Origin of the sequence: Streptomyces sp. NPDC021356, from assembly GCF_040641015.1 — a bacterium.
In the GTDB taxonomy this organism is placed as follows: domain Bacteria; phylum Actinomycetota; class Actinomycetes; order Streptomycetales; family Streptomycetaceae; genus Streptomyces.
The window spans coordinates 14,281-41,210 of record NZ_JBFACU010000010.1; the positions used below are offsets into that span (position 1 = coordinate 14,281).

Sequence of the window (26,930 nt, forward strand, 5' to 3'; positions counted from 1 at the left end):
TCTCCCGTCGTGTGAGGGCGGTCACCCTTCCGTTCATTTAGTTCACGCCAGAACGGAGAGGCAGACTGACGGCATGCGCATACCCGCCTTCCCCAGACCTCGCAGCCTGGCGGGCCAGCTCTTCGCGATGCAGGCCGTGCTGCTCGCGCTCGTGGTGGCCGGATACGCGCTGTTCACCTTCGTCAGCGACCGCGGCCAGGCGGAGAGCGCGGCCCGCCGCCAGACCACGGCCGTGGCCCGTTCGATCGCCGACTCCCCCTCGGTGCGCTCCGCGATCCGCTCCGCCGACCCCACCGCCCAGCTCCAGCCGTACGCGCTCAAGGTGCAGCGGGACACCGGGGTCGACTTCGTCACGATCATGACTCCGCAGGGCATCCGCTGGACCCACCCGGACCCGGACGAGATCGGCAGGCCGTTCCTCGGCAACATCTCCCGCGCCCTGCGCGGCGAGTCCTTCACCGAGACCTACACCGGCACCCTCGGCCCCTCCGTCCGCGCCGTCACCCCCGTCGAGGACAACGGCCGCGTCATCGGCCTGGTCAGCGCCGGCATCAAGGTCGAGGCGATCAGCCGGCGGATCCAGGAGCAGGTCACGGCCCTGTTCGGGGTCGCGGGCGGCATCCTCGCGCTGGGTGCGGTCGCCACCTACGTCATCAACGCGCGGCTGCGCCGGCACACCCACGGCATGAACGCCGACGAGCTGAGCCGGATGCACGACTACCACCAGGCCGCGCTGCACGCGGTGCGCGAGGGCCTGCTGATGCTGGACTCGCACTACCGGGTGGCCCTCATCAACGACGGCGGCCGGGAACTGCTCGGGGTGGGCGGCGAGGCCGGCGAGGCGGAGGTGGTGGGCAGGCCGGTGACCGAGCTGGGCCTGCCGGCCCCGCTGACGGGCGCCCTGCTGGCGTCCGAGCCCCGGGTGGACGAGGTGCACCTGACGGACGCCCGCGTCCTGGTCGTGAACACCTCGCCGGTCTCGGGCGGGCAGCGCCGGGGCACGGTGGTCACCCTGCGCGATGTCACCGAACTCCAGTCGCTCATGGGCGAGCTGGACTCCGAGCGCGGTTTCACGCAGGCGCTGCGTTCGCAGGCGCACGAGGCGGCGAACCGGCTGCACACGGTGGTGTCCCTGATCGAGCTGGGCCGCGCTCAGGAGGCGGTGGAGTTCGCCACGGCGGAACTGGAGCTGGCGCAGGCCCTGACCGACCAGGTGGTGGCGGCGGTCGGCGAGCCGGTGCTGGCCGCGCTGCTGCTCGGCAAGACCGCGCAGGCCAACGAGCGGGGCGTGGAGCTGGTGGTGTCCGAGGACAGCGGCCTGGACGACGGGCTGCTCCCCCGCTCCCTGCCGTCCCGGGACCTGGTGACGATCCTCGGCAACCTCGTCGACAACGCGGTGGACGCGGTCCAGGGCGGCGCGCGGGCCCGGGTGACGGTGACGGTGTGCGCGGCGGGCACCGAGCTGCTGCTGCGGGTCGCGGACAGCGGCCCCGGCGTCGACCCGGACCACGCGGACCTGGTCTTCCAGCGCGGCTTCACGACCAAGCCGACCGGCCCCGGCGGCCGGGGGCTCGGTCTCGCGCTGGCCCGGCAGGCGGTGCAGCGGCACCGGGGGACACTGACGGTGACGGACGCGGCGGAGGGCGGCGCCGCGTTCGAGGCACGGCTGCCCCTGGGCGAGCCGGCGGCCGCCTCCCGGCCCCCCGCGCAGGCTCCCACGGACGGCGACCCGACGGACGGCGACCCCTCGGACGGCGACCCCTCGGACGGCGAGGCCCCGGACAGCGAGGCCCCGGACGGCGATGACACGGACGACGGCAACGAAGGCGCGGACCGCGCAGACAGCACCGGCAGCACGGACGACACCAGCACCGGGAGCACCGGGAGCACAGACAGCACCGACAGCACGAGGACGGCGGGACGGAGCGCATGACGGACGGCGGCAGCGGCAGACAGCGGGAGGGCCGGCCGGAGGGACAGCCCATCCGGGTCCTGGTGGTGGAGGACGACCCGGTCGCGGCCGACGCGCACGTGATGTACGTGGGCCGGGTGCCAGGGTTCGTGGCGGTGGGCAAGGCGCACACCGGCGCCGAGGCCCGGCGGGCGCTGGAGCGCACGCCGGTGGACCTGCTCCTGCTCGACCTGCACCTGCCGGACGTGCACGGCCTCCAGCTCGCCCGCTCGCTGCGGGCCGCCGGCCACCACGCGGACGTCATCGCGGTGACGTCGGCCCGGGACCTCGCGGTGGTGCGGGAGGGCGTCTCGCTCGGCGTGGTCCAGTACGTCCTCAAGCCGTTCACCTTCGCCACCCTGCGCGACCGGCTGGTCCGCTACGCCGAGTTCCACGCGGCGGTCGGCGAGGCCAGCGGCCAGGACGAGGTCGACCGCGCCCTCGCCACCCTGCGCGCGCCCGGCCCCGCCGCGCTCCCCAAGGGCCTCAGCGCCCCCACCCTGCGACGCGTGACGGACGCCCTGCGCGACGCCGCCGAGGGCCTCACGGCCGCCGGGCTCGCCGAGACCATCGGCATCTCCCGCATCACGGCCCGCCGCTACCTCGAACACCTGGTGGACACCGGCCGCGCCGCCCGCCGCCCGCTGTACGGCCAGGTGGGCAGGCCGGAGCTGGTGTACCGGTGGGGGCCGGGGCGGTGAGGAGGCGGCGCGCGGCAAGGCGCCGGGCACGGCGTCCGTAGGTTCGTACAACCCGTCATCCTGTGGGAACGGCCCGTAGTCACCGGGGCCGCGGGCTCCTAGCTTGTGCGGGTGCAGCCACCCTCCGCTCTTCCGTTCAACGCCCTCGCCGCCCGCCGGATCCGCGCCGCGCTCGGGATGGGGCCCGAGCACGTCGCCCACGGCATGCGGGTCTCCTACGGGCTGGGGTACGTCACTCCCGACCTCGTGGTCGCCTGGGAGCGCGGGGTCGCCTCGCCCTCGGGGCCGGAGCTGACCGCGCTGGCCGGGGTGCTGTGGTGCGCGCCGGGCGAACTGATCGGGCGGCCGCGCAGCCTGCGCGAGCACCGCATCGCCCGCGGCCTGCGGCCGGAGGACGTGGCCCGTGCCGTCGGTCTCGAACCGCCGCGGTACCTGCGGATGGAGGAGCGCGAGGACTGGCGCGGCACCGAGCGGCAGTCGGCCGCGCTGGCCGACGTGCTCGCCCTGTCGCTGCCCGACTTCGTCGCCGTCACCGGACGCGAGGAGCACCTCGCGGGGCTGCTGCGCAGCGCCGTCGGCACCCGCTGGCAGGGCTACGTCCGCCCGGTGGGCAAGGCGGTGCCCCTGGAGCGGCGGCTGCTGGAGAAGGTCCTCCAGCAACTGCACCAGGACTACCAGGGGCAGATGGTCGCCTCGCTGAGCTGGGGCGGCACCAGCGCGGCCGGCGAGGCGGGCGACGCCGGCCGGGACTTCCTCGACCGGATCGTGGAGCACTTCTGGACCCGGGTCGAGGCAGCCCCGTAGGAAGATCCGGGGAAAGGCGCCGCGGGAAGCCGGGAGGAAGCCCTGAGGAAGATCTAGAAGACCGACTCCGCCTCGTCCATGCGGTCCTTCGGCACCGTCTTCAGCTCGGTCACGGCCTCCGCGAGCGGCACCATCACGATGTCGGTGCCGCGCAGCGAGGTCATGTGGCCGAACTCGCCGCGGTGCGCGGCCTCCACCGCGTGCCAGCCGAAGCGGGTGGCGAGGACCCGGTCGTAGGCCGTGGGGACGCCGCCGCGCTGGACGTGACCGAGGATGACCGGCTTGGCCTCCTTGCCGAGCCGCTTCTCCAGCTCGTACGCGAGCGCCGTGCCGATGCCCTGGAAGCGCTCGTGGCCGTACTTGTCGATCGCGCCCTTGCCGTAGTCCATGCTGCCCTCGGCGGGGTGGGCGCCCTCGGCGACGCAGATCACGGCGAACTTCTTGCCGCGGGCGAAGCGCTCCTCGACCATCTTGACCAGGTCGGCGGGGTCGAAGGGCCGCTCGGGCAGGCAGATGCCGTGCGCGCCGGCGGCCATGCCGGACTCCAGGGCGATCCAGCCCGCGTGCCGGCCCATGACCTCGACGACCATCACCCGCTGGTGGGACTCGGCGGTGGTCTTGAGCCGGTCCATCGCCTCGGTGGCCACGCCGACGGCGGTGTCGAAGCCGAAGGTGCGGTCGGTGGAGGAGATGTCGTTGTCGATCGTCTTCGGCACGCCCACCACCGGCAGCCCGGCGTCCGACAGCATCCGCGCGGCCGTCAGGGTGCCCTCGCCGCCGATCGGGATGAGCGCGTCGATGCCGAAGCGGTGGATCATGTCGGAGGCGTTCTCGCACGCCTCGCGCAGCCGGTTCCGCTCCAGCCGGGACGAGCCGAGGATGGTGCCGCCGCGGGCCAGGATGCCGCTGACCGCGTTGAGGTCCAGCTCGCGGTAGCGTCCGTCGAGCAGGCCGGCGTAGCCGTCCTCGAAACCGATGACCTCGTCGCCGTACGTCGTGACCGCCCGGTGCACCACCGACCGGATCACCGCGTTCAGTCCCGGACAGTCGCCGCCTGCCGTGAGAACTCCGATACGCATCGTGCTGTGTCTCCTGCCCACTGTTGACACCGGTGATCCTGTCCGATTGTTTCACGTCCCGGGGGCGACTACGTCTTGACGGGGGCCCTGGCCGCCTGCCGGGAGCCCCGCTCTCTTGACGGGCGCCTTATCTAGCGGCGGGGGTATTGTCAAGAGGGTTCCGCTCACCTCGGTGGGCGATTTTTGTCCCCCCGTACGTCCCCGCACCTCCACCGCGCACCCCAGCCCCGACGAAACGGAGAGCCCGCGTGACCCGCAGCGTGTACGTGACCGGCATCGACCGCGGTGACGGCCGCCAGGTCGTCGAGCTGGGTGTCATGGAGCTGCTGACCCGGCAGGTCGACCGGGTGGGCGTGTTCCGCCCACTGGTCCACGACGGCCCCGACCGCCTCTTCGAACTGCTGCGCGCCCGCTACCGGCTGACCCAGGACCCCACAACCGTCTACGGCATGGCCTACCACGAGGCGTCCTCGCTCCAGGCCGAACAGGGCACCGACGAGCTGGTCTCCACGCTCGTCGACCGCTTCCACCGGGTGGCCCGGGACTACGACGTCGTCCTCGTCCTCGGCACCGACTTCGCCGACACCCAGCTCCCCGACGAGCTGTCCCTCAACGCCCGGTTCGCCAACGAGTTCGGCGCCTCGGTGATCCCCGTCGTCGGCGGCCGCAAGCAGAGCGCCGAGTCGGTGCTCGCCGAGACCCGCAACGCCTACCGCGCCTACGACGGCCTGGGCTGCGACGTCCTGGCCATGGTCACCAACCGGGTGGCCCGCGAGGACCGCGACGAGATAGCCGGGCGGCTGACCGGCCGCCTGCCCGTGCCCTGCTTCGTGGTGCCCGACGAACCCGCCCTGTCGGCGCCGACGGTCGCGCAGATCACCCACGCCCTGGACGGCAGGATCCTGCTGGGCGACGACTCGGGGCTGGCCCGCGACGCGCTCGACTTCGTCTTCGGCGGCGCCATGCTGCCCAACCTGCTCAAGGCGCTGACCCCCGGCTGCCTCGTCGTCACCCCCGGCGACCGCGCCGACCTGGTCGTCGGCTCGCTCGCCGCGCACAGCGCCGGCACCCCGCCGATCGCCGGCGTCCTGCTCACCCTGGGCGAGGAGCCCGGCGAGGAGATCCTGACGCTGGCCGCCCGGCTCGCCCCCGGCACCCCCGTCGTCTCGGTGTCCGGCAACAGCTTCCCCACCGCCGAGCGGCTGTTCTCCCTGGAGGGCAAGCTGAACGCGGCCACCCCGCGCAAGGCGGAGACCGCCCTCGGTCTGTTCGAGCGGTACGTCGACACCACCGACCTCAACAAGCGGGTCTCCGCGCCGAGCAGCGACCGGCTCACCCCGATGATGTTCGAACACAAGCTGCTCGAACAGGCCCGCGCCGACAAGCGCCGGGTCGTCCTGCCCGAGGGCACCGAGGAACGCGTGCTGCACGCGGCGGAGGTACTGCTGCGCCGCGGGGTGTGCGACCTGACGCTGCTCGGTCCGGTGGACACGATCCGCAGGAAGGCCGCCGACCTCGGCATCGACCTCGCGGGCACCCAGCTCATCGACCCGGCCGTCTCCGAGCTGCGCGACTCCTTCGCCGAGCAGTACGCCCGGCTGCGCGCCCACAAGGGCGTCACGGTCGAGCTGGCGTACGACGTCGTCTCCGACGTGAACTACTTCGGCACGCTGATGGTGCAGGAGGGCCTGGCCGACGGCATGGTCTCCGGTTCCGTGCACTCCACGGCCGCCACCATCCGGCCCGCCTTCGAGATCATCAAGACAAGGGGGGCCGCGCGCAGCGCGTCGGGTAGGGCGGTGGCGGGCGACGGGAGGGCAAAGCCGGAGGCGTCGATCGTCTCCTCCGTCTTCTTCATGTGCCTGGCCGACAAGGTGCTCGTCTACGGCGACTGCGCGGTCAACCCCGACCCGGACGCCGAGCAGCTCGCCGACATCGCCGTCCAGTCGGCGGCCACCGCCGCCCAGTTCGGGGTGGAGCCGCGGATCGCGATGCTGTCGTACTCCACCGGCACGTCCGGCTCGGGCGCCGACGTGGACAAGGTGCGCGAGGCGACCGACCTGGTGCGGCTGCGCCGCCCGGACCTCATGATCGAGGGGCCGATCCAGTACGACGCCGCCGTGGAACCCTCGGTCGCCGCGACCAAGCTGCCGGGCTCGGAGGTCGCCGGCCAGGCCAGCGTGCTGGTCTTCCCCGATCTGAACACCGGCAACAACACGTACAAGGCCGTGCAGCGCTCGGCCGGCGCGATCGCGGTCGGCCCGGTCCTCCAGGGCCTGCGCAAACCGGTCAACGACCTCTCCCGCGGCGCCCTCGTCCAGGACATCGTCAACACCGTCGCCATCACCGCGATCCAGGCCCAGGACCAGGCCAGGACACCCGCCGCGCCCACCACGGCCGCACCCGCCACGCCCGCCCGCTGACGTCCCAGAGAGAACCTCGAACACCGTGAATGCGACCCGCGTCCTCGTCCTCAACTCCGGCTCCTCGTCGCTGAAGTACCAGCTGCTCGACATGCGCGACGCGAGCCGGCTCGCCGTCGGCCTGGTCGAACGCATCGGTGAGCAGACCTCCCGGCTCAAGCACACCTGCCTGGCCGGCGGCGCCACCCGGGAGCAGAACGGCCCGATCGCCGACCACGACGGCGCGCTGAAGGCCGTCGCCGAGGAACTGGCCAGGGACGGGCTCGGCCTGGACTCCCCCGAACTGGCCGCGATCGGGCACCGCGTGGTGCACGGCGGCATGTTCTTCACCGAGCCGACCGTCATCGACGACGCGGTCCTCACCGAGATCGAGCGGCTGATCCCGGTGGCGCCGCTGCACAACCCGGCCAACCTCACCGGCATCCGCACCGCCACGGCGCTGCGCCCCGACCTGCCGCAGGTCGCCGTCTTCGACACCGCCTTCCACACCACCATGCCGGAGCCTGCCGCCCGCTACGCGATCGAGCCGAAGCTCGCGGACCGGTTCCGGGTGCGGCGCTACGGCTTCCACGGCACCTCGCACGCCTACGTCTCCCGCAAGACGGCCGAGCTGCTGGGCAAGGCCCCCGAGGACGTCAACGTGATCGTGCTGCACCTGGGCAACGGCGCCTCCGCCTCGGCGGTGCGCGGCGGGCGGTGCGTGGACACCTCCATGGGGCTCACCCCGCTGGAGGGGCTGGTGATGGGCACGCGTTCGGGCGACCTGGACCCGGCGGTCATCTTCCATTTGCAGCGCGTTGGCGGAATGTCCATGGACGAGATCGACACTCTTCTCAACAAGAGGAGCGGTCTGTTCGGCCTCTGCGGCGACAACGACATGCGGGAGATACGGCGCCGGATCGAGGAGGGCGACGAGCAGGCGCGGCTCGCCTTCGAGATCTACATCCACCGGCTGAAGAAGTACATCGGCGCCTATTACGCGGTACTCGGCACCGTGGACGCGGTCGCCTTCACGGCCGGGGTCGGGGAGAACGCGGACTTCGTGCGCGCGGCGGCCCTCGCGGACCTGGAAGGGCTGGGCCTGGCGGTGGACGGCGCGCGGAACGCCGTACGCGGTGACGAGGCGCGGCTGATCTCGCCCGAGGGCGCGCGGGTCGCCGTGGCCGTCGTCCCGACGGACGAGGAAATGGAGATCGCCGCGCAGACCTATGCCCTCGTAGGAAAGGACGAGTAAGCCCGAGTAAGGACGAGCGAGAGAAGACAATCAAGGACAAGCGAGGACAACCGAATTCGACCGGCATCCCCACCGGCACTTCCAGCGGCACTCGACTGAGCGCAGACCCGCCCACTTGTATATTCCGCCAGACGGAATATTCCGCAGCGAAACAAACCGATAGGATCGCCCCATGCGCCGTTCGAAAATCGTCTGTACTCTCGGCCCCGCGGTCGACTCCCACGAGCAGCTCGTCGCGCTGATCGAAGCCGGCATGAACGTGGCCCGCTTCAACTTCAGCCACGGCACCCACGCCGAGCACCAGGGCCGCTACGACCGTGTCCGTGCCGCGTCCAAGGAGACCGGCCGGGCCATCGCCGTCCTCGCCGACCTGCAGGGCCCGAAGATCCGCCTTGAGACCTTCGCCGAGGGCCCCGTCGAGCTGGAGCGGGGTGACGAGTTCACGATCACCACCGAGGACGTCCCGGGCGACAAGCAGATCTGCGGCACGACGTACAAGGGGCTGCCGGGCGACGTCTCGCGCGGTGACCAGGTCCTGATCAACGACGGCAACGTCGAGCTGAAGGTCCTGGACGTCGAGGGCCCGCGGGTGAAGACGATCGTCATCGAGGGCGGCGTCATCTCCGACCACAAGGGCATCAACCTGCCCGGCACGGCCGTGAACGTGCCCGCGCTGTCCGAGAAGGACATCGAGGACCTGCGTTTCGCGCTCCGCATGGGCTGCGACATGGTGGCGCTGTCCTTCGTCCGGGACGCCAAGGACGTCGCCGACGTCCACCGCGTCATGGACGAGGAGGGCCGCCGCGTCCCGGTCATCGCCAAGGTGGAGAAGCCGCAGGCGGTGGAGAACATGCAGGACGTCGTGATGGCGTTCGACGGCGTGATGGTGGCCCGCGGCGACCTGGCCGTCGAGTACCCGCTCGAAAAGGTCCCGATGGTGCAGAAGCGCCTGATCGAGCTGTGCCGGCGCAACGCCAAGCCGGTGATCGTGGCGACCCAGATGATGGAGTCGATGATCACCAACTCCCGCCCGACCCGCGCCGAGGCCTCCGACGTCGCCAACGCGATCCTGGACGGCGCCGACGCGGTGATGCTGTCCGCCGAGTCGAGCGTGGGCGCGTACCCGATCGAGACCGTCAAGACGATGTCGAAGATCGTCGCCGCGGCCGAGGAGGAGCTGCTCTCCAAGGGCCTGCAGCCGCTGGTCCCGGGCAAGAAGCCGCGCACGCAGGGTGGTTCGGTGGCCCGTGCCGCCGCCGAGATCGCCGACTTCCTCGGCGGCAAGGGCCTGGTGGCCTTCACCCAGTCCGGCGACACGGCCCGACGGCTGTCCCGCTACCGCGCGACCCAGCCGATCCTCGCCTTCACCACGGACGAGTCCACCCGCAACCAGCTGGCGCTCAGCTGGGGCGTGGAGTCGCACGTCGTGCCGTTCGTCAACAGCACCGACGAGATGGTCGACCTGGTCGACCAGGAGCTGATCAAGCTCAAGCGGTTCAACGAGGGCGACGTCGTGATCATCACCGCCGGCTCCCCGCCCGGGGTCCCCGGCACCACGAACATGGTCCGCGTCCACCACCTGGGCGGCGGCGAGCGCGACTGACGTACGCCCGTCGCCGGGCGGGGCCCGTACGGGCTCGCGTACGCGTTCGAGGGCGCCCTCGCCGGGATCGGCGGGGGCGCCCTCGGTTCTGCGGCTCCCGGAACGGGCTCGGTGCGGCGTTCAGACGCCGTCGGTGGTGTACATGTGCATCCCGGGGATGTTCAGGTTGCCGCCGAACTGGGCCGCCTGGACCACGTGGACCTTGGTGAAGTAGATCAGCGGGATGTCCAGCGGGGGCGGGCTGTCCGGGCTGAACGTGATGGGCAGCAGTCCGAGCAGGTTGCCGGAGATGCTCTCGGTGTACATCACCGTGTCACCGCCGGTGATCTTGGACGTCGATCCCTTGGCCGCCTGCACGTGGTACGTCTTGCCGGCGTCCTTGTCCTTCACCGTCTGGTGCAGGTCGCCGATGTCGGTACCGGCGGATATGACGTACTTCAGGACCTTCTTGACCGTGCCGTTGGCGGTCCTGACCTCGACGACGCCCTTGTAGCTGGCGCCCTTGAGCGTCAGCGAGCTGGCGTCCAGGTACCACGGGTCGTCCGCCAGGGGCATCGTGTTGTCGACGCCGCCCTGGGCGTCGGTGGCCGCCGGACAGTCCCCGGGGTCCGTGCTCGCGCTCGTGGACGGACTGGGCGAGGAAGTGGCGTCCTCGACGGCGTCCTCGGTCTTCTTCTTCGCGTCGTCGACGGTGCCCTTGACGGTGTCCTTGACGGCGCCGGTGGTGTCCTCGGCCGCCTTGGACGCCGCGTCGGTCGCGCCCTTCACGGTGCCGTCGACCGTGTCGGTGACCTTCTTGGTGGTGTCCTTCACGGTGTCGGACGCCGTCTTGCCCAGGTCCTTCGTGCTCGCATCCGCCGAGGGGGTGGCGGACGGAGACGGAGTGGCGCTCCGGTCACCGGCCCCGGAGTCCTTCTTGCCTCCGGTCAGGAGGTCGCCGAGGGCATCGCCGAGGCCGCCGAGCAGGCCGCTGTTCTTGGTCGCCGTCGCCGAGGGGGACGGGGACGCGGTGGCGGACGCCGTGGGGTGCGCCTTGTCGTCGGAACCTGAATCCGGCGAAGAGGAGGTGCCCGCGGCGGCGTTGTCCTTCGTGTCCGGCTTGCCGGTGTCGGTGGCCGACGGGGAGGGCGTGCCGCCCTTCTCGTCCTTGACGTCCGTCTGGTCCTTGGCGTCCGTCCTGTCCTTGGCCTTGTCCCCGTCCTTGCCCTTGTCCTTGTCCTTGGCGGAGTCGGTGGCACTCGCGGAGGCCGAAGGCGTGGGCGAGGCCGAGGAGTCGCCCTTGGACTTCTCCAGCGCCTCGACGCACTTCTTGTAGTCCTCGGGCGACATCGTCTCGGACGACGACGCCGACGTGGTCGAGTTGTGGTTGTTGTCGGCGAGGGCGAGCGAGGACGTGAAGCCCATCCCCACGAGGACCGCCGTGGGCATCGCCACGGTGGCTATCGCCTTGCCCGCCGGCATGTGGAACCTGGTGAACAGCGGCTTCTTGGGAGCCGCGTGGCGGGGCCCGGTTCTCGCACGGGGCTCTTCCACATCAGCCCCGTGGGTCACCTCGTCAGCCGGCACTGTGCCTCCCGTTCGCCCCGTTGGCCGGGCTCATTCCTGACAGGTCGTTCGACTCACCCATCGCGTCCGCCGTCCCGGTCTCCTCGGCCGCCTCCGGCGCGGGCGGCCTGCCCGGTGCCCACGAGACGGCCATCGCACCGCCGAGGAGGGCGAGCAGGAAGCCCATGAGGAAGCCGCCGAAGTTGGACACGGGGAGGGACACCAGCGCCAGCAGGATCGACGCGACGCCCGCGAAGACCCGGATGTGCTTCTGGAACCAGAGGCTGATGCCCAGGACGACGAGCAGCACGCCGATGATCAGGGAGCCCGCGCCGGCGGTGGTGGCCATGGCGAGGGTCAGGTGGCCGACCTGGAGATGCGCGTACGGAAAGTACATGATCGGAAAGCCACCGAGCAGGACGAACAGACCGGCCCAGAAGGGCCGACTGCCTCGCCAGGCGCGGAACTGCAGCCTCCGGCGGGTGAACTGGCCGGGCACGGCGGAAGTCTCGGCGCTCATGGAAAACAGCTCCCTGGTGCAGCGTTGCTGTGGGTGATGGTGCGGTGGAGATGTGGGGGGTGAAAGCGCGGCTCGGGAGTGGACGGGCGGGGAGTACCTTCCTCCCCGCCCGTCAGCGGGTGCTCAGTAGCACTCGACGCCCCTGCCGCTGCCGCTGTGCAGCGACATGTGCAGCTTGGGCAGCGTGAAGGTGCCCGCGGTCGTGGCCCACGCCGTCTGCTGCACCCCGACCAGCTTGGCCGTGTCGGCCTGCTGGGCGAAGCCGTTGCCGTTGGCCTGCTCCTTGCCGCCCTTCATGCCGATGCCCTTGCCGCCGGCCTTCGGGTCACCCGTGTCCTTGGCGGCCACACCGATGTCGATGTTGCCGAACTGGGCGTAGCCGGTGGTCTTCAGGTCCTCGATGTCGATGAAGAGCTTGTCCGCCGAGACCTGCTGCTTCTCGTCGTTGCTGTCTCCAGCTTGCAGCTTCAGGGTGATGGTCCCGACGAACGGGATGTCGGGAGTGACGACCGACTGGCAGAGGTTCTTGATCGTCGCGCTTTCGAACGACGACACCGCCACGGCGTGAGCGGTCGGCTTGCCGGAAAGCGTGTAGCCGGGGTCGACCGCTCCGTACTGCGTGAACTTCTTGCCGTTCAGTTCGTCGGCCGTGACCTTGAACTCCTGCCCCGACACACTGAAAGAAGCGGCCAGCGCGCCCTGGGCCAGGGCCACGCCTATCGCCGCCGTGGCGGCGACGCTGGGCACCATCACCACAGCGAACCGCTTCCATCTGGTCCCGCCACGCACCTGGGACTCCATATTTCCTCCTTCTCGGACGTACATCTCCTGGCCTCGGCCCGCCCCCGACGGGGGTTCGGCCGGGCAGGGATGGGAGAAGTGCTACGTCCTCGGGAAGGAGAGCGCCCGCGCTCGGTGGCGCGGAACGCGCCCGAATCACCGGCGATCACCCCCGAGCGACAACCACTGGTCGCGCCTGACACGCATCACGCACAACCCTGCTGGACAGGCTTCGCCGGAAGGCGAAGACCCCCCTGTCCCAAGGACCGACGCCACTGTCGCCGGCCCTGCTCGGTGGGGACCCAGACATCCCGCGTCCCGGCCGGCTGCCGGGGTACGGGAATGGACCGAGCGTCGCCGATCGTGGTGCATTCTCGCCGCCCGCACAAGGGGGTTCGTTACTCGCTAGTAACGGCCGGATAACCGTCGTTCGACGCGCTGGTCCCGAACGGCGACACTGGGTGGCAACAATGGGCAGAACAAAAATGTTGATCCCCGGACGGAACCGGTCAGACCGACACCTTGCCCTTACTCGCAGTAACAGCGGCCGTGATTACCAAGTTTTGGTAAAGCACGGCCGCTGTGGTGACTCGTCGGCAGATCTTTCACCCGGGCATCACAGGCCCAGGCGTTTAGCGACTGGTCGGCGCCGCGGCCCCCGCGGGGCTCAGAACAGGGCCCGTGCCAGCGCCCGGCGCGCCTCGCTCACCCGCGGGTCCTCCGCGCCGACGACCTCGAACAGCTCAAGCAGCCTCAGCCGCACCGCGTCCCGGTCCTCGCCCGCGGTGCGCCGTACGGTCTCGATGAGCCGGCCGAACGCGTCCTGCACATGACCGCCCACCAGGTCGAGGTCGGCGGCGGCGATCTGGGCCTGCACGTCCGAGGGCTTCTCGGCCGCCTCCTGACGGACCTTCTGCGGGTCCAGGCCCTGGACCCGCTGGAGCAACTCCGCCTGCGCGAGACCGAGTTTCGCCTCGGGGTGGCCGGGGTCCTCGGCGAGGACGTTCTTGTAGGCCTGGGCCGCGCCGCCGAGGTCACCGGCGTCCAGCGCCTGCGCCGCCGCGTTGAGCAGCGACTCGTGCGGACCGGCCGCCGGGGCCTGCTGCGGCGCCTGGCCGCCCGGCTCGGCGTCCGGATCGACGGTGAGACCGGTCAGGCCGAAGCGCTCCTCGGCGACCTGCACCAACTGGTCGAGCGTCTCCCGGATCTGTGCCTCGCCCGCCGCCCCCTGGAAGAGGGGCAGCGCCTGCCCGGCGACCACCGCGAAGACCGCGGGGATCCCCTGGACACCGAACTGCTGCATCAGCATCTGGTTGGCGTCGACGTCGATCTTGGCGAGGAGGAAGCGCCCGTTGTACTCGACGGCCAGCCGCTCCAGGACGGGGCTCAGCTGCTTGCAGGGCTGGCACCACTCGGCCCAGAAGTCGATGACGACCGGCACCTCGGCGGAGCGCTGCAGGACATCGCGTTCGAAGGTGGCCTCGTCGGCGTCGATGACGAGGTCGGCGGGCGACACGGCCCCCGCCCCGCCTTCGCGGGCCGCTTGGGCGCGCGCCTGCTCCGCCTTCGCCTTGGCCTCCTGGGCCGCCTTCACCGCGGCGAGGTCGACGACTCCGCTCATGGACATGTTCCGTGGCTGCATGCGTCTATCCTCCCCCGTTCCGCGTGTCTGAGTGAAAACGACCGGATGAACCGGACCGTGCCGGGCGCCTGGTCCCCACCGGGCGCCGGATTCTGATGGTCCGTGCTGTGTGCCGGCCGTGCGTGATGACTGCGTGTGCTGCGTGCGTGATGCTCTTGTGGTCGTCGCTCGCGGGGGCTGCGGCCCCGCTTTCGCTACGACCCGTAGCGTAATGGCACGGCGTGCCTCCGCGAAACCGTCTCCCGGTGATCTCCCTCACGGCCACACAGGACCCGCCGGTTTCCCGCCCGTTCAAGGCCGTGAGGCCGCCCGGTTATGGTCGGGGGATGCAGAGCCGCACCCCGCCCGCCCGCGCCGGCCGCCCGCGCAGCGCCGCCGCGGACACGGCCATCCTGGCCGCCACCCGTGCGGCCCTGGTCGAGCTGGGCTGGTCGAAGCTCACCCTGTCAGACGTGGCAACCCGCGCCGGGGTTGCGAAGACGACGCTGTACCGCCGCTGGGCGGGCAAGAACGAACTGGTCGTCGACGCCGTGGCCGAACTCTTCGACGAACTGCGGCTGCCCGACCTCGGCAGCCTGGCGGCCGACATCGAGGGCGTGGTCCTCCAGTTCGCGGCGATCCTCGCCCGCCCCGAGGCCAGGAGCGGTCTGATGGCCGTGGTCGCCGAGTCGACCCGCGACGACGCCCTGCGCGAACGGATCCGCGGCTCCATCGTGGAGCGGCAGAAACGTCTGGTCCTGGAGGGCCGGGCGCGGGCCCAGGCCCGCGGCGAACTGCCCCCGGAGACGGACCCCGGGGAAGCCGCACGCACGGCCGACCTGATCTTCGACGTCGTCGCGGGCGCGGTCGTCCACCGCACCCTGGTCAGCGCGGAACCGGCGGACGAGGAGTGGGTGCGCAGTTTCACGCGGGTGCTGTTGCTGGGGCTGGGGGCCGCGTCCTCGTGACGGCGGGGCGGGCGCCCGCCCCGCCGCCGCGTCCTCGTGACCGCGGCGGCCCCGGGCGCCCTGCCACCGCGTCCCGGTGACCGCGGCTCCGGACGCCGCGCCGCCGCTGCCCGCCGCCCACGGCCGCCCCGCCGTCTCAGAACCCGGCCGGCTCCGTGTACACCCCCCACTCGTCCCGCAGCACCCCGCAGATCTCGCCGAGCGTCGCCTCGGCGCGTACGGCCCGGAGCATCGGCTCGATCATGTTGGCCCCCGAGCGCGCGGCGGCCAGCATGGCGTCCAGCGAGCCGCGCACCGCCGCGTCGTCCCGGCCGCTGCGGCGCGCCCCGAGCGCCCGCACCTGCTCCCGCTCCACCTCGTGGCTGACCCGCAGTATCTCCAGGTCCCCGGTGACGGAACCGGTGGCCGTGTTGACGCCGACGACCCGCTTGTCGCCCTTCTCCAGCGCCTGCTGGTAGCGGAACGCGGACTCGGCGATCTCGCCCGTGAACCAGCCGTCCTCGATGCCCCGCAGGATGCCGGAGGTGACCGGCCCGATCGGGTGCTGCCCGTCGGGGTGGGCGCGCAGGCCGCGCTCCTTGATCTGGTCGAAGATCTTCTCGGCGTCCGCCTCGATCCGGTCCGTCAGCTGCTCGACGTACCAGGATCCGCCCAGCGGGTCGGCGACGTTGGCGACGCCGGTCTCCTCCATCAGCACCTGCTGGGTGCGCAGCGCGATCTCGGCGGCCTGCTCGCTGGGCAGCGCGAGGGTCTCGTCGAGGGCGTTGGTGTGCAGGGAGTTGGTACCGCCGAGCACGGCCGCGAGCGCCTCGACGGCGGTGCGGACGACGTTGTTGTACGGCTGCTGGGCGGTGAGCGAGACACCGGCGGTCTGGGTGTGGAAGCGCAGCCACTGCGCCTTGTCGGACCGCGCGCCGTACACGTCGCGCATCCAGCGGGCCCAGATGCGGCGCGCCGCGCGGAACTTGGCGATCTCCTCGAAGAAGTCGACGTGCGCGTCGAAGAAGAAGGACAGGCCGGGCGCGAAGACGTCGACGTCCAGGCCGCGGCTGAGGCCCAGCTCGACGTAGCCGAAGCCGTCCGCGAGGGTGTACGCCAGCTCCTGCGCGGCCGTGGCCCCGGCCTCGCGGATGTGGTAGCCCGAGACGGACAGCGGCTTGTAGGCGGGGATGTTCGAGGCGCAGTGCTCCATCAGGTCGCCGATGAGGCGCAGGTGCGGCTCGGGCTGGAAGAGCCACTCCTTCTGGGCGATGTACTCCTTGAAGATGTCGGTCTGGAGCGTGCCGTTGAGGACGGCGGGGTCCACGCCCTGGCGTTCGGCGGCGACCAGGTACATGCAGAAGACGGGCACGGCGGGCCCGCTGATCGTCATCGAGGTGGTGACGTCGCCGAGCGGGATGTCCCGGAAGAGGACCTCCATGTCGGCGGCGGAGTCGATGGCCACCCCGCAGTGGCCGACCTCGCCGAGCGAGCGCGGGTCGTCGGAGTCGCGGCCCATGAGCGTGGGCATGTCGAAGGCGACCGACAGTCCGCCGCCGCCCGCGGCGAGGATCATCTTGTAGCGCTCGTTGGTCTGCTCGGCGTTGCCGAACCCGGCGAACTGGCGGATGGTCCAGGTCCGCCCGCGGTAGCCGGTCGGGTACAGCCCGCGGGTGAAGGGGTACTCACCGGGCCAGCCGATCCGCTCGAAACCCTCGTACGTGTCCCCCGGTCGTGGTCCGTAGACCGGCTCCACGGGATCACCGGAGAGCGTGGTGAAGTCCGCATCGCGCTTGCGCGCGGCGTCGTACCGGGCCTGCCAGCGGCGGCGGCCCTCTTCGATGGCGTCAGCGTCCATGCTCCAAATTTACTAGGACGTCCTAGTAAATGTCGACGGCTGACCGCCGTACGCGTGCGGTACGGCGGTGCGGTTACGCTTCGGCGACGGCCGGGGCGCGGTCGGTGACCTTGGCCTCCAGCTCGCGGCTGATCCGGCGCTCGACGAAGAAGGCGGCGGTGGGCACGGTCCCGGCGAGCAGCACCCACAGCTGCTTGGCCACCGGCCACTTCGCCTTGGAGCCCAGGTCGAAGGCGACGACGAGGTAGATGACGTAGAGCCAGCCGTGTGCGATGCCGATCACGGTGGTGAACTTCGCCGCCCCGTCGATCTGGAAACCGTACTTGGCGATGACGCCGAGGGTCAGCAGGACCAGCAGCACGCCGGTGACGTAGGCCATGACGCGGTAGCGGGTCAGCACGCTCTTCTTCATGGAGTCGAGCGTAACCGCCCGTTCCGGGAGATCTTGCCCCGGGTCGCGCTGTCCGCGGCCGGCGCGTCAGTCCTCGTCGAAGTCGTGCGCCGCCACCCGCAGGGGCCGCAGCATCGCGAAGATCTCCGCGCACTCCTCGGCGTCATAGGCGCCCAGGCCGAAGTCCATCGCCATCAGGTCGCGGGTGGCCGACTCGACGACCTCGCGGCCCTTGTCGGTGATGACGGCGAGAGTGCCGCGGCCGTCGTTGGGGTTGGGGCGCTTGGCCACCAGGCCCGACCGCACCAGGCGGTCCACGGTGTTCGTCACGGACGTCGGATGCACCATGAGCCGCTCGCCGATCTTGGACATCGGCAGCTCGCCGGCCTTGGAGAAGGTGAGCAGCACCAGGGCCTCGTAGCGCGCGAACGTGAGCCCGTACGGCTTGACCACCGCGTCGACCTCGGCGAGCAGGATCTGGTGCGCGCGCATGATGGAGGTGATCGCCCCCATGGACGGCACGCTTCCCCACCGCTGCTTCCAGAGCTCGTCGGCGCGTGCGATGGGGTCGAAGGGGAGACTGAGGGGCTTCGGCACGGCATCAGACCCTACCCGCCGGTCATATCGCGCTCAGCCCTGTCTCGCCTTTCGGTCTCCGGGGCGCCTGGCGGGGCGGGCGCGGTGCGCCGGGCGGCGCCGGCCAGCAGGACGCAGGACACCGTGCCCAGCGCCCCGGCCCCCGCGACCGTCGCGCGCACCCCGGCGAACTCGGCCGCGACGCCCGCAAGCGCCATGCCCACACCCTGCACGGTCATGAGCCCGGCCGTGAGCAGGGTCATCGCCCGCCCGCGCAGTCCCTCGGCCACGGCGGCGACGAACCACTGGTCCAGGCCCAGCGTGTACGCCGACCCGGCGCCGGAGACGAGCAGCAGGAGGAGCGAGACGGGCAGGCCGGGGTCGAGGGCGTAGCCGAGATACGGGAGCAGGGCGAGGCTGACCAGCGGCAGGGCGATGCGTTCCCGGGCGGCGGGCAGCAGCCGGGAGCCCGCGTACAGCTCGCCCGCCACGGTGCCGACGGGCAGCGCGCACATCAGCAGCCCGAGCCCGGTGGATCCGGCGCCGAGCGCGGCGGCGTACGGCGCCGCCAGGGCCTCGGGGACCACGGCGAACATGGGCGGCACCCAGAACAGCAGGAGCAGGACGCGGATCCTGCGGTCGGCGAGCACCTGCCGGGCGCCGCGCAGCGAGTCGCCGACCAGCGCGCCGGACTTCCCGGTGCGCGCGGGGCGGCGCCGGGTGCCGAGGCGGAGCAGGGCGGCCGAGGCGAGGAAGGTGGCCACGGTGATCAGCAGGGCGTGCCGGGGGCTCACCGCGGTGAGCAGCAGCCCGCCGAGGCCGTAGCCGGCGAGCAGCGCGCTCTGCGAGACGATCCGCAGCAGGGAGCGGCCGAGGACGAACAGGTCGCCGTCGCCGAGGATGTCGGCGAGGGTGGCCATGCGGGTGCCCTGGAACACCGGTGAGACGAGGGCGAGGGCGCATCGCAGCGCGAGCAGGACACCGATGTGCGCCCCCGGCGCGACCATGGGGAGCACGCACGCCGCGCACACCAGGTCACACGTCACCAGGACCCGGCGGGCCGGGAAGCGGTCGGCGAGGCCGGCCAGGAGCGTGCCGCCGACGACGTAGGGCAGGAAGCCGAGCGCGAAGGTGAGGGCGCTGACCAGGGGCGAGCCGGTGAGGTCGTAGACGAGGACGGACAGGGCGAGCTCACTGACGATCACGCCGAGCAGGGAAAGGGCGTGGGCGGCGAAGACCGCCCGGAACTCGGGGACGGCGAAGACCCGGGCGTAGCGCTGGTGCATGCACGGCAGCGTGCGGGCGGTCCGGCGCGGGCCCTAGTCTTTCGGCGACAGCCGAATCTTCCTCGTCCGTGGGGTGCGCATGCCGTTCCGTCTGCGTTTCGGCGACGACGACCTGCTGCGGTGCCGGTTCGCCCTGTCGCCGTTGTGGGAGACCCAGGAGGCGGTGCGGACGCTGGGGCGGCCGGACCGGCACGGGTACCACCCGCACTGGCTGCGGCGCATCGGGGAGACCGCCCGCGGGCTGGATCTGGCGCCGCTGTGGCTGCTCATGCCGCGGCGCGGGCACAGCCCGGACTTCCTGGGGCCGCCGCCGCTCGGTCCGGCGGCGACGTTCGAGGAGGAGATCGCGGCGGTGCGGGCGGCCGATCCGGTGGCGGCCCGGGAGGACCTGGCGCGGGCGCTGGCGGACACGCCGGGCGCGCTGCGCTCGCCCCAGGGGCGGGCGCTGCTCGCCGATCCGGCGCGGGCGGTGCGGGAACTCGCCGCCCTGCTGGAGGCCGCGTGGAGCGTGCTGGTGGAGCCGGAGTGGCCGCGATTGCGGGCGCTGCTGGAGGCCGACATCGCCTTCCACTCGCGGCGGCTGGCCGAGGTCGGGCTGGAGGCGCTGCTGCCCGAGCTGGACCGGCGGCTGGCCTGGGACGGGCGGACGCTGACCGTGGACTGGCACGGCGAGCACGGGCGCGATCTGGACGGGCAGGGGCTGGTGCTGATGCCGAGCGTGTTCTCGTGGCCGGAGGTGATCAGCGGCTTCGAACCGCCGTGGCAGCCGACGCTGGTCTATCCGGCGCGGGGCCTGGCAGGGCTGTGGAGCGAGCCGGGCGCGGCGGGGACGCGGGCGCTGGTACGGCTACTCGGGCGCGGGCGGGCCGCGGTGCTGGCCGCGCTGACGGACCCCGCGACGACGTCGGACCTGGCGCACCGGCTCGCTCTGGCCCCCTCGTCGGTGTCCGCGCATCTGACGGTGCTGCGGGACGCGGGGCTGCTCACGGCGCGGCGGTACGGGCACCGGGTGCTGTACGAACGGACACCGCTGGGGATGGCACTGGCCACGTCCGGCGGGTGAGGGGGCGCGTCCGGTGGGCGAGGGGCGTGGGCGGGCGGCGGCGCGTGGGGAGCCTATCCGCGGGCGAGGGGCACGGACGGCCGACGGGGTATGCCGCCGGGGGCAGCGGGCGAGGAGGCAGGGGCGGCCGGTGAGGCGCGGACCACGCACCCCGCAGGCGAACGCACGGACGGCCGGAGGGAGCGCCGCCGGGGGCAGCGGACGAGGGGCAGGGGCGGCCGGTGAGGCGCGGGCCCGGGCGGCGGGCGAGGGAGCGCAGGCCATCGGCGAGGCGGGGACGCGCACCCGGCAGGCGGACGCACGGACGGCAGGCGGGAGCACAGCCGGGGGCAGCAGGCGAGGGAGTACGGGCCGTCGGCGAGGAGTGCGGCCGGGGGTGGGCGCACCGGTGCCGCCGCCCTCGGCGGAGTGGAAGGCCGTCCGGAGTGGCCTGCGTCCGAGCAGCCACTCCGGAAGGCCGTCCGGGGCGGTCGCACCGCTGCTGACGCCCCCGGCGAGGTGAACGGCCGGCGGAGTGCACGGCGACGGCCGAGTGCGCGGCGACGACGGAGTGCACGGCGCCGGCGAAGGACACGGCGCCGGCGGGCTACTCCCCCGCCAGGTGCCGTTCGACCGTCTCCACCTTGGCCGTGAGGCCGTTCGTCACGCCCGGGCGGATGTCCGCCTTGAGTACGAGGGAGACGCGGGGGGCACGGGCCTCCACCGCGGCCACGGCGCGCCCGACCACGTCCATGACCTCGTCCCACTCACCCTCGATCGAGGTGAACATGGCGTCGGTGCGGTTGGGCAGGCCGGACTCGCGGACCACGCGGACGGCGTCGGCGACGTACTCGCCCACGTCCTCCCCGACGCCCAGCGGGGTCACCGAGAAGGCGACGATCACGCGTTCACCACTCCTTCGCGGCGGGCGCGGGAGGCGATGACCGCGTCCTCGGCCTCGCGCTTCAGCTTGCGCTCGGCGAAGAAGCCGCCGGTGGGCAGGACCGACAGGACGAAGTAGAGGGCGGCGGTCTTCAGCGGCCACTTGGTGCGGTTCCAGGCGTCGGCCCAGAAGATCACGTAGAGGACGAAGAGGACGCCGTGGATCGAGCCCATCGCGGGCACCGCGTTGAAGTCGGTGGTCCGCTTCAGGACCGAGCAGACCAGCAGGAGGATGAAGCTGACCGCCTCGGGGGCGGAGACCAGGCGGAGGCGGCGGAGGGCGGTGGCGGTCTTGATGTCCACAGGTCACCTTCGGTGGGAGAGACACGGGGGCTGCGGCCGGGTTTGTGAACGCAGGCACAAAGTTTCGTCCATTGTGGCAAACCGGCTCGGGTCCCGGCCCCTAGGGGGGCGCTCAGGGGCGGTCTCCACCCGTGGGTCCTGTCTTCTCCTCCCCCTTCGCCGCTACCTTCAGTGCGTGGCGATGTTCCGACTGCAAGGCAGCAAGGTGCTCGCCGTCGACATGACCGGGGACGCCGTGAAGGCGAAGAACGGCTCGATGGTCGCGTACGACGGGCAGATGGCCTTCAAGAAGCTGACAGGTGGCGGTGAGGGCCTGCGCGGGATGGTGACGCGGCGGCTCACCGGTGAGCAGATGACCGTGATGGAGGTGCGGGGGCAGGGGACCTGCTGGTTCGCGGACCGGGCGTCCGAGATCAATCTCGTCCGGCTCCAGGGGGACAAGCTGTACGTGGAGTCGAGCAATCTGCTCGCGACGGACGCGGGGCTGCGGACGGGCACGACCTTCACGGGTCTGCGCGGCGCCTCCCAGGGCAACGGGCTGTTCACGACCACCGTCGAGGGCAGCGGGCAGGCGGCGATCATGTCGGACGGGCCCGCCGTGGTACTGCGGGTGAGCGCGCCGTACCCGCTGACCGTCGACCCCGGCGCGTACATCGCGCACCAGGGGAACCTGCGGCAGACGTTCCAGTCCGGCGTGACCTTCCGCACCTTCCTCGGCGAGGGCGGCGGGGAGGCCTTCCAGATCCGCTTCGAGGGGGACGGTCTGGTGTACGTCCAGCCGAGCGAGCGGAACACGATCGCGGGGGACGTGTGAGATGACCTTCCGTGAGATCAACTCGAAGATGGTCGAGGCCACGCTGGTGCCGGGGCAGCGGCTGTTCAGCCAGCGGGGCGCGATGCTGGCGTACCGGGGGGACGTCTCCTTCACCCCGAACATCCAGGGCGGTCAGGGGGGACTGATGTCCATGATCGGGCGCCGCGTCGCGGGCGAGGCGACGCCCCTGATGACCGTGGAGGGCAGCGGCACGGTCTTCTTCGGGCACGGCGGGCACCACATCCAGGTGATCGGCCTGTCCGGCGACACGCTGTACGTGGAGGCGGACCGGCTGCTCGCCTTCGAGGGCACGCTCCAGCAGGGCACGATGTTCATGGGCTCGCAGGGCGGGGTCATGGGCATGGTGCGCGGTCAGGTGACGGGCCAGGGGCTGTTCACGACCACCCTGAAGGGGCACGGCGCGGTGGCGGTCATGGCGCACGGCGGGGTCCTGGAGATCCCCATCACCCCGCAGCGCCCGGTCCACGTCGACCCGCAGGCCTACGTCGCCCATCACGGTGACGTCCGCAACAAGCTGTCGACCGCGCTGGGCTGGCGGGACATGGTGGGCCGGGGGTCGGGGGAGGCGTTCCAGCTGGAGCTGAGCGGCAGCGGCATGGTCTACGTCCAGGCGTCGGAGGAGAAGCTGTGAGCGCGTACGGAACGCCCGGCGCCGGGCCCGTGGTGTACGACCCGATGACGCTGCCGGCCGACGACAACGTCAACCACTACACCTTCTGCGTGGAGCTGAAGGGCAGCCAGTGGTTCCTGCAGAAGGGGAAGATGATCGCCTACTACGGGGCGATCGAGTTCAACGGCTTCGGGCACGGGCGGCTGGACCGTCTGGTGCGGACGTCGTTCCATTCGCCTCTGCACGCCGCGGACTGGGTGGTGGCGGAGGGCTCGGGCAAGATGCTCCTCGCCGACCGGGCCTTCGATGTGAACTCCTACGACCTGGACGACGGCAATCTGACCATTCGCTCGGGCAACTTGCTTGCTTTTCAGCCAAGTCTCGCGCTGAAGCAGTCGATCGTGCCGGGCTTCCTGACGCTGATCGGAACCGGGAAGTTCGTGGCCGCGTCGAACGGACCGGTGGTCTTCATGGAACCCCCGATCCGCGTGGACCCCCAGGCGCTCGTCGGCTGGGCCGACTGCCCCTCCCCCTGCCATCACTACGACCACGGGTACCTGACCGGGGTCCTGGGCGGTCTACGTGCGATGACGGGGCTCGGCGGGGCCGCCGGGGAGGAGCACCAGTTCGAGTTCGTGGGGGCCGGCACGGTGCTGCTCCAGTCGACGGAGGCCCTGATGGCCGAGCAGGCCGTCGGAGCCCCTCCGGACGAGCCCGGGGTGCCCGGCGGGTCGGGTTCCGGGGGCCACGGACAGCAGGCCGGCGCACCGCGTCTTCCCGGACAGCTGGGCGACCTCCAGCGTCGCTTCGGGCTGTGAGCGGTAGTCTGCGGAGTGTGACGGCTCGAACGCGTGCGCGCCGTCACGCCACCCCTCACTAGTTCGCCTTTCAACTTCTTAGGTAGACTTCATTCATGGAGACCGAGACGGCCACGCGCTGGCTGACCGATGCGGAGCAGTGCGCCTGGCGCACCCACCTGGAGGTCAACAGGCTGTTGACGTACCAGCTCGAGAAGGACCTGCAGCCGTTCGGCCTGACGATGAACGACTACGAGATCCTGGTGAACCTCTCCGAGTCGGAGGACGTACGGATGCGGATGAGCGACCTCGCGTCCGCCACCCTCCAGTCCAAGAGCCGCCTCTCGCACCAGATCACCCGTATGGAGAACGCGGACCTGGTGCGCCGGGAGAACTGCGAGTCCGACCGCCGCGGGCTGTACGCCGTCCTCACCGAGCACGGCATGGAGACGATGCGGAAGGTCGCCCCGCACCACGTGGCGTCCGTACGGCGGCACTTCATCGACCTGCTGGACCCGGAGGCACTGACGGAGCTGGACAAGTCCCTGAAGCCCATCGCGGAGCACCTGCGAGGCCAACGGGGCCGCCCGTAGCGGCACACCGCCACCCGCCCGGGGCCGGGCGCCCCTGCCGGGACGGACGAGGACAGCGGTCCCGCCCGGGCCCCGGCCCGTCCCGGCAGGCCCCGGCCCGTCCCGGCGGCCATCGACGCCTTCCGGCGGGAACCGACGCCCCGGCCGCGAGCGCTCCGGGCGATCCCTCCCCCGTCGCGCTCACCCCCGGCCGGGGGCGGGTCAGCGCTCGGTCAGGCCCGCCACCAGTTCGTCGGCCGCTCGGTACGGGTCCAGTTCGCCCGTGACGATGCGTTCGGACAGGGCGCTCAGGCGGCGGTCGCCGTGCAGGTCGCCGATGCGTTCGCGCAGGGCGGTGACGGCGATGGTCTCCACCTCGCGAGCCGCGCGGGCGCGGCGGCGTTCGGTGAGGACGCCCCGCTCCTCCATCCAAGCGCGGTGCTTCTCCAGGGCCTCGACGACCTCGTCGATGCCCTCGGCGCGGGCCGCCACCGTCTTCACGATGGGCGGGCGCCAGTCGCCGGGGCCGCGGGCCTCGCCGAGGCCCAGCATGTGGTTCAGCTCGCGGGCGGTGGCGTCCGCGCCGTCCCGGTCGGCCTTGTTGACGACGTAGACGTCACCGATCTCCAGGATTCCGGCCTTGGCCGCCTGGATGCCGTCGCCCATGCCGGGGGCGAGGAGGACGACGCTGGTGTCCGCCTGGGAGGCGATCTCCACCTCCGACTGGCCGACGCCGACCGTCTCCACCAGGATCACGTCGCAGCCCGCCGCGTCCAGCACCCGGATCGCCTGCGGCGCGGCCCACGCGAGGCCGCCGAGGTGGCCGCGGGTCGCCATGGAGCGGATGTAGACGCCGGGGTCGGAGGCGTGCTCCGACATGCGGACCCGGTCGCCGAGCAGCGCGCCGCCGGAGAAGGGCGAGGACGGGTCGACGGCGAGCACGCCGACCCGCCTGCCCTGCTTGCGGTACGCCGTCACCAGCGCGGAGGTGGAGGTCGACTTGCCGACCCCCGGCGAGCCGGTGAGGCCGACGACGTAGGCGTTGCCGGTCAGCGGGGCGAGGGCCGCCATGACCTCCCGCAGCTGCGGGGACGCCCCCTCCACCAGGGAGATCAGCCGGGCAACGGCCCGAGGCCGGCCGTCCCTGGCCTGGGCCACCAGAGAGGAGACGTCCTGCATAACAGCTCCGTTCACGTGTTCCGCGTACGACGCTTTCGAACGTACGGGGAGAGGTCGGTCGGGGGATACCCCGCTCACCGGCCGGTCCGGCCGGACTCCAGGACCGGGCGCCTCAGGCCCTGGGGACCCGGACGATCAGCGCGTCGCCCTGGCCGCCGCCGCCGCACAGCGCCGCCGCGCCGACGCCGCCGCCCCGCCGCTTCAGTTCCAGCGCCAGGTGCAGCACGAGACGGGCGCCGGACATCCCGATCGGGTGACCCAGGGCGATCGCGCCGCCGTTCACGTTCACCCTTTCCGTGGATACGCCGAGGTCCTTCATTGACTGCACGGCGACGGCGGCGAAGGCCTCGTTGATCTCGACGAGGTCGAGGTCGGAGACCTCCAGGCCCTCCTTCTTCAGGGCGTGCAGGATCGCGTTGGACGGCTGGGACTGCAGGGAGTTGTCGGGGCCCGCCACATTGCCGTGGGCACCGATCTCGGCGATCCAGTCCAGGCCCAGCTCCTCGGCCTTGGCCCGGCTCATCACGACCACCGCGGCGGCGCCGTCGGAGATCTGCGAGGAGGAACCGGCGGTGATCGTGCCGTCCCTGGTGAAGGCGGGCCGCAGCTTGGCCAGCGACTCGGCCGTGGTGTCGCCGCGGATGCCCTCGTCCTTGCTGAACAGCACCGGGTCGCCCTTGCGCTGCGGGATCTCCACCGGGGTGATCTCGGCCTCGAAGACGCCGTTCTTCTGGGCGGCGGCGGCGCGCTGGTGGGACAGGGCGGCGATCTCGTCCTGCTCGGCGCGGCCGATGCCCAGGCGGCTGTTGTGCTTCTCCGTCGACTCGCCCATGGCGATGTTCTCGAAGGCGTCGGTCAGACCGTCGTACGCCATCGCGTCGAGCATCTCCACCGCGCCGTACTTGAACCCCTCGCGGGACTTCGGCAGCAGGTGGGGGGCGTTGGTCATGGACTCCTGACCACCGGCCACGACGATGTCGAACTCACCCGCGCGGATGAGCTGGTCGGCCAGCGCGATCGCGTCGAGGCCCGAGAGGCACACCTTGTTGATCGTGAGCGCCGGGACGCTCATCGGGATGCCCGCCTTCACGGCGGCCTGCCGGGCCGGGATCTGCCCCGCGCCGGCCTGCAGCACCTGGCCCATGATCACGTACTGCACCTGGTCGCCCCCGATGCCCGCACGGTCCAGGGCCGCCTTGATCGCGAAACCGCCCAGATCCGCGCCGGAGAACGACTTGAGCGAGCCGAGCAGCCGGCCCATGGGTGTACGCGCGCCGGCGACGATCACCGAGCCGGCCGTACCGGAATTTCCAGAAGACATGAGCTGCGAT

The 26,930-nt window shown here is 71.7% G+C and carries 25 protein-coding genes; 12 read left to right on the forward strand and 13 right to left on the reverse strand.

What is annotated here, in order from left to right; translation table 11 throughout:
- Window positions 1–73: 73 nt before the first annotated feature.
- The 3 genes from AB0G56_RS15235 (at window position 74) to AB0G56_RS15245 (ending at window position 3,456) form a co-directional block, all read left to right on the forward strand.
- On the forward strand, window positions 74–1,933 hold the full coding sequence (locus AB0G56_RS15235) for an ATP-binding protein (RefSeq protein WP_360969184.1): 1,860 nt from the start codon (window positions 74–76) through the stop codon (window positions 1,931–1,933).
- Window positions 1,930–2,652, forward strand: a complete 723-nt coding sequence (locus AB0G56_RS15240) for a response regulator (protein WP_360969187.1) — start codon at window positions 1,930–1,932, stop codon at window positions 2,650–2,652. The genes AB0G56_RS15235 and AB0G56_RS15240 overlap by 4 nt, the downstream gene beginning before the upstream one ends.
- 111 nt (window positions 2,653–2,763) lie before the next feature.
- A complete protein-coding gene (locus AB0G56_RS15245; protein ID WP_360969189.1) occupies window positions 2,764–3,456 on the forward strand; it encodes a helix-turn-helix transcriptional regulator in 693 nt (230 codons plus the stop codon).
- A 53-nt stretch (window positions 3,457–3,509) separates the two neighbouring features.
- On the opposite strand, the gene AB0G56_RS15250 is transcribed toward AB0G56_RS15245, so the two are convergent.
- Window positions 3,510–4,535, reverse strand: coding sequence for an ATP-dependent 6-phosphofructokinase (locus AB0G56_RS15250; protein ID WP_360969192.1), 1,026 nt, complete (start codon window positions 4,533–4,535; stop codon window positions 3,510–3,512).
- A 248-nt stretch (window positions 4,536–4,783) separates the two neighbouring features.
- On the opposite strand from AB0G56_RS15250, the gene pta reads away from it, so the two are divergent.
- The 3 genes from pta (at window position 4,784) to pyk (ending at window position 9,795) form a co-directional block, all read left to right on the forward strand.
- Window positions 4,784–6,958, forward strand: a complete 2,175-nt coding sequence (pta, locus tag AB0G56_RS15255; RefSeq protein WP_360969195.1) for a phosphate acetyltransferase — start codon at window positions 4,784–4,786, stop codon at window positions 6,956–6,958.
- 25 nt (window positions 6,959–6,983) lie between these two features.
- Window positions 6,984–8,192, forward strand: coding sequence for an acetate kinase (locus AB0G56_RS15260; protein ID WP_360969198.1), 1,209 nt, complete (start codon window positions 6,984–6,986; stop codon window positions 8,190–8,192).
- Between the two features lie 172 nt (window positions 8,193–8,364).
- Window positions 8,365–9,795: a pyruvate kinase gene (gene pyk / locus AB0G56_RS15265; RefSeq protein ID WP_360969201.1), complete on the forward strand. Its 1,431-nt coding sequence runs from the start codon at window positions 8,365–8,367 to the stop codon at window positions 9,793–9,795.
- Between the two features lie 120 nt (window positions 9,796–9,915).
- Here pyk and AB0G56_RS15270 read toward each other — a convergent pair whose 3' ends face one another.
- From AB0G56_RS15270 to AB0G56_RS15285, 4 genes are all read right to left on the reverse strand, one after another.
- Window positions 9,916–11,361, reverse strand: a complete 1,446-nt coding sequence (locus AB0G56_RS15270; protein ID WP_360969204.1) for a hypothetical protein — start codon at window positions 11,359–11,361, stop codon at window positions 9,916–9,918.
- The gene (locus tag AB0G56_RS15275) at window positions 11,351–11,860 is read right to left on the reverse strand and encodes a DUF6114 domain-containing protein (RefSeq protein ID WP_360969207.1); all 510 of its coding nucleotides are present in this window, start codon (window positions 11,858–11,860) and stop codon (window positions 11,351–11,353) included. Before AB0G56_RS15275 ends, AB0G56_RS15270 begins: the two co-directional genes overlap by 11 nt.
- A 123-nt stretch (window positions 11,861–11,983) precedes the next feature.
- Complete coding sequence (locus tag AB0G56_RS15280) at window positions 11,984–12,661, reverse strand: DUF6230 family protein (protein WP_360969210.1); 678 nt, start codon at window positions 12,659–12,661, stop codon at window positions 11,984–11,986.
- A gap of 646 nt (window positions 12,662–13,307) precedes the next feature.
- Window positions 13,308–14,282 (reverse strand): tetratricopeptide repeat protein, encoded by a 975-nt coding sequence (locus AB0G56_RS15285; protein WP_360969213.1) that lies wholly within the window; start codon window positions 14,280–14,282, stop codon window positions 13,308–13,310.
- Between the two features lie 326 nt (window positions 14,283–14,608).
- Between AB0G56_RS15285 and AB0G56_RS15290 the strand changes: the two genes are divergently transcribed.
- Window positions 14,609–15,229 carry a TetR/AcrR family transcriptional regulator gene (locus tag AB0G56_RS15290; protein WP_360969215.1) on the forward strand — a complete coding sequence of 207 codons (621 nt, stop codon included), beginning with the start codon at window positions 14,609–14,611 and terminating at the stop codon, window positions 15,227–15,229.
- A gap of 136 nt (window positions 15,230–15,365) precedes the next feature.
- Here AB0G56_RS15290 and AB0G56_RS15295 read toward each other — a convergent pair whose 3' ends face one another.
- The 4 genes from AB0G56_RS15295 to AB0G56_RS15310 all read right to left on the reverse strand — a co-directional run bounded on the left by AB0G56_RS15295 (window position 15,366) and on the right by AB0G56_RS15310 (window position 19,319).
- Window positions 15,366–17,066, reverse strand: a complete 1,701-nt coding sequence (locus tag AB0G56_RS15295; RefSeq protein ID WP_360969218.1) for a methylmalonyl-CoA mutase family protein — start codon at window positions 17,064–17,066, stop codon at window positions 15,366–15,368.
- Between the two features lie 73 nt (window positions 17,067–17,139).
- Complete coding sequence (locus AB0G56_RS15300) at window positions 17,140–17,478, reverse strand: DUF3817 domain-containing protein (RefSeq protein WP_360969221.1); 339 nt, start codon at window positions 17,476–17,478, stop codon at window positions 17,140–17,142.
- 66 nt (window positions 17,479–17,544) lie between these two features.
- Window positions 17,545–18,054 (reverse strand): MarR family transcriptional regulator, encoded by a 510-nt coding sequence (locus tag AB0G56_RS15305; RefSeq protein WP_360969223.1) that lies wholly within the window; start codon window positions 18,052–18,054, stop codon window positions 17,545–17,547.
- Window positions 18,055–18,065: 11 nt separating this feature from the next.
- Window positions 18,066–19,319 (reverse strand): MFS transporter, encoded by a 1,254-nt coding sequence (locus tag AB0G56_RS15310; RefSeq protein ID WP_360969226.1) that lies wholly within the window; start codon window positions 19,317–19,319, stop codon window positions 18,066–18,068.
- Between the two features lie 79 nt (window positions 19,320–19,398).
- Here AB0G56_RS15310 and AB0G56_RS15315 point away from each other — a divergent pair, with 79 nt between their 5' ends.
- The gene (locus AB0G56_RS15315) at window positions 19,399–20,382 is read left to right on the forward strand and encodes a DUF5937 family protein (RefSeq protein WP_360969229.1); all 984 of its coding nucleotides are present in this window, start codon (window positions 19,399–19,401) and stop codon (window positions 20,380–20,382) included.
- Window positions 20,383–20,968: 586 nt separating this feature from the next.
- Here the strand turns inward: AB0G56_RS15315 and AB0G56_RS15320 are convergent.
- On the reverse strand, window positions 20,969–21,265 hold the full coding sequence (locus AB0G56_RS15320) for an MTH1187 family thiamine-binding protein (RefSeq protein ID WP_360969232.1): 297 nt from the start codon (window positions 21,263–21,265) through the stop codon (window positions 20,969–20,971).
- A complete protein-coding gene (locus AB0G56_RS15325; RefSeq protein ID WP_360969235.1) occupies window positions 21,262–21,606 on the reverse strand; it encodes a DUF3817 domain-containing protein in 345 nt (114 codons plus the stop codon). Before AB0G56_RS15325 ends, AB0G56_RS15320 begins: the two co-directional genes overlap by 4 nt.
- A gap of 181 nt (window positions 21,607–21,787) precedes the next feature.
- Between AB0G56_RS15325 and AB0G56_RS15330 the strand changes: the two genes are divergently transcribed.
- The 4 genes from AB0G56_RS15330 to AB0G56_RS15345 all read left to right on the forward strand — a co-directional run bounded on the left by AB0G56_RS15330 (window position 21,788) and on the right by AB0G56_RS15345 (window position 24,441).
- The gene (locus AB0G56_RS15330; protein ID WP_360969609.1) at window positions 21,788–22,420 is read left to right on the forward strand and encodes an AIM24 family protein; all 633 of its coding nucleotides are present in this window, start codon (window positions 21,788–21,790) and stop codon (window positions 22,418–22,420) included.
- Window position 22,421: 1 nt separating this feature from the next.
- Window positions 22,422–23,072 carry an AIM24 family protein gene (locus AB0G56_RS15335; RefSeq protein ID WP_360969238.1) on the forward strand — a complete coding sequence of 217 codons (651 nt, stop codon included), beginning with the start codon at window positions 22,422–22,424 and terminating at the stop codon, window positions 23,070–23,072.
- Complete coding sequence (locus tag AB0G56_RS15340; protein WP_360969241.1) at window positions 23,069–23,869, forward strand: AIM24 family protein; 801 nt, start codon at window positions 23,069–23,071, stop codon at window positions 23,867–23,869. The genes AB0G56_RS15335 and AB0G56_RS15340 overlap by 4 nt, the downstream gene beginning before the upstream one ends.
- A 95-nt stretch (window positions 23,870–23,964) precedes the next feature.
- Window positions 23,965–24,441 (forward strand): MarR family transcriptional regulator, encoded by a 477-nt coding sequence (locus AB0G56_RS15345; RefSeq protein WP_360969244.1) that lies wholly within the window; start codon window positions 23,965–23,967, stop codon window positions 24,439–24,441.
- A gap of 201 nt (window positions 24,442–24,642) precedes the next feature.
- Here the strand turns inward: AB0G56_RS15345 and meaB are convergent, their stop codons facing one another.
- On the reverse strand, window positions 24,643–25,599 hold the full coding sequence (meaB, locus tag AB0G56_RS15350; RefSeq protein WP_360969611.1) for a methylmalonyl Co-A mutase-associated GTPase MeaB: 957 nt from the start codon (window positions 25,597–25,599) through the stop codon (window positions 24,643–24,645).
- Window positions 25,600–25,711: 112 nt separating this feature from the next.
- Window positions 25,712–26,920 (reverse strand): acetyl-CoA C-acetyltransferase, encoded by a 1,209-nt coding sequence (locus AB0G56_RS15355; protein WP_360969247.1) that lies wholly within the window; start codon window positions 26,918–26,920, stop codon window positions 25,712–25,714.
- Between the last annotated feature and the right edge of the window lie 10 nt (window positions 26,921–26,930).

Bases quoted from the DNA above. Each gene is read 5' to 3' on its own strand.
- AB0G56_RS15310 (WP_360969226.1), bottom strand. From the start codon at position 19,319: ATGCACCAGCGCTACGCCCGGGTCTTCGCCGTCCCCGAGTTCCGGGCG.
- meaB (WP_360969611.1), bottom strand. From the start codon at position 25,599: ATGCAGGACGTCTCCTCTCTGGTGGCCCAGGCCAGGGACGGCCGGCCT.
- AB0G56_RS15315 (WP_360969229.1), top strand. From the start codon at position 19,399: ATGCCGTTCCGTCTGCGTTTCGGCGACGACGACCTGCTGCGGTGCCGG.
- AB0G56_RS15280 (WP_360969210.1), bottom strand. From the start codon at position 12,661: ATGGAGTCCCAGGTGCGTGGCGGGACCAGATGGAAGCGGTTCGCTGTG.
- AB0G56_RS15275 (WP_360969207.1), bottom strand. From the start codon at position 11,860: ATGAGCGCCGAGACTTCCGCCGTGCCCGGCCAGTTCACCCGCCGGAGG.
- AB0G56_RS15345 (WP_360969244.1), top strand. From the start codon at position 23,965: ATGGAGACCGAGACGGCCACGCGCTGGCTGACCGATGCGGAGCAGTGC.
- pyk (WP_360969201.1), top strand. From the start codon at position 8,365: ATGCGCCGTTCGAAAATCGTCTGTACTCTCGGCCCCGCGGTCGACTCC.
- AB0G56_RS15355 (WP_360969247.1), bottom strand. From the start codon at position 26,920: ATGTCTTCTGGAAATTCCGGTACGGCCGGCTCGGTGATCGTCGCCGGC.
- AB0G56_RS15235 (WP_360969184.1), top strand. From the start codon at position 74: ATGCGCATACCCGCCTTCCCCAGACCTCGCAGCCTGGCGGGCCAGCTC.
- AB0G56_RS15295 (WP_360969218.1), bottom strand. From the start codon at position 17,066: ATGGACGCTGACGCCATCGAAGAGGGCCGCCGCCGCTGGCAGGCCCGG.
- AB0G56_RS15330 (WP_360969609.1), top strand. From the start codon at position 21,788: ATGTTCCGACTGCAAGGCAGCAAGGTGCTCGCCGTCGACATGACCGGG.
- AB0G56_RS15335 (WP_360969238.1), top strand. From the start codon at position 22,422: ATGACCTTCCGTGAGATCAACTCGAAGATGGTCGAGGCCACGCTGGTG.
- AB0G56_RS15290 (WP_360969215.1), top strand. From the start codon at position 14,609: ATGCAGAGCCGCACCCCGCCCGCCCGCGCCGGCCGCCCGCGCAGCGCC.
- AB0G56_RS15250 (WP_360969192.1), bottom strand. From the start codon at position 4,535: ATGCGTATCGGAGTTCTCACGGCAGGCGGCGACTGTCCGGGACTGAAC.
- AB0G56_RS15300 (WP_360969221.1), bottom strand. From the start codon at position 17,478: ATGAAGAAGAGCGTGCTGACCCGCTACCGCGTCATGGCCTACGTCACC.
- AB0G56_RS15240 (WP_360969187.1), top strand. From the start codon at position 1,930: ATGACGGACGGCGGCAGCGGCAGACAGCGGGAGGGCCGGCCGGAGGGA.
- AB0G56_RS15285 (WP_360969213.1), bottom strand. From the start codon at position 14,282: ATGCAGCCACGGAACATGTCCATGAGCGGAGTCGTCGACCTCGCCGCG.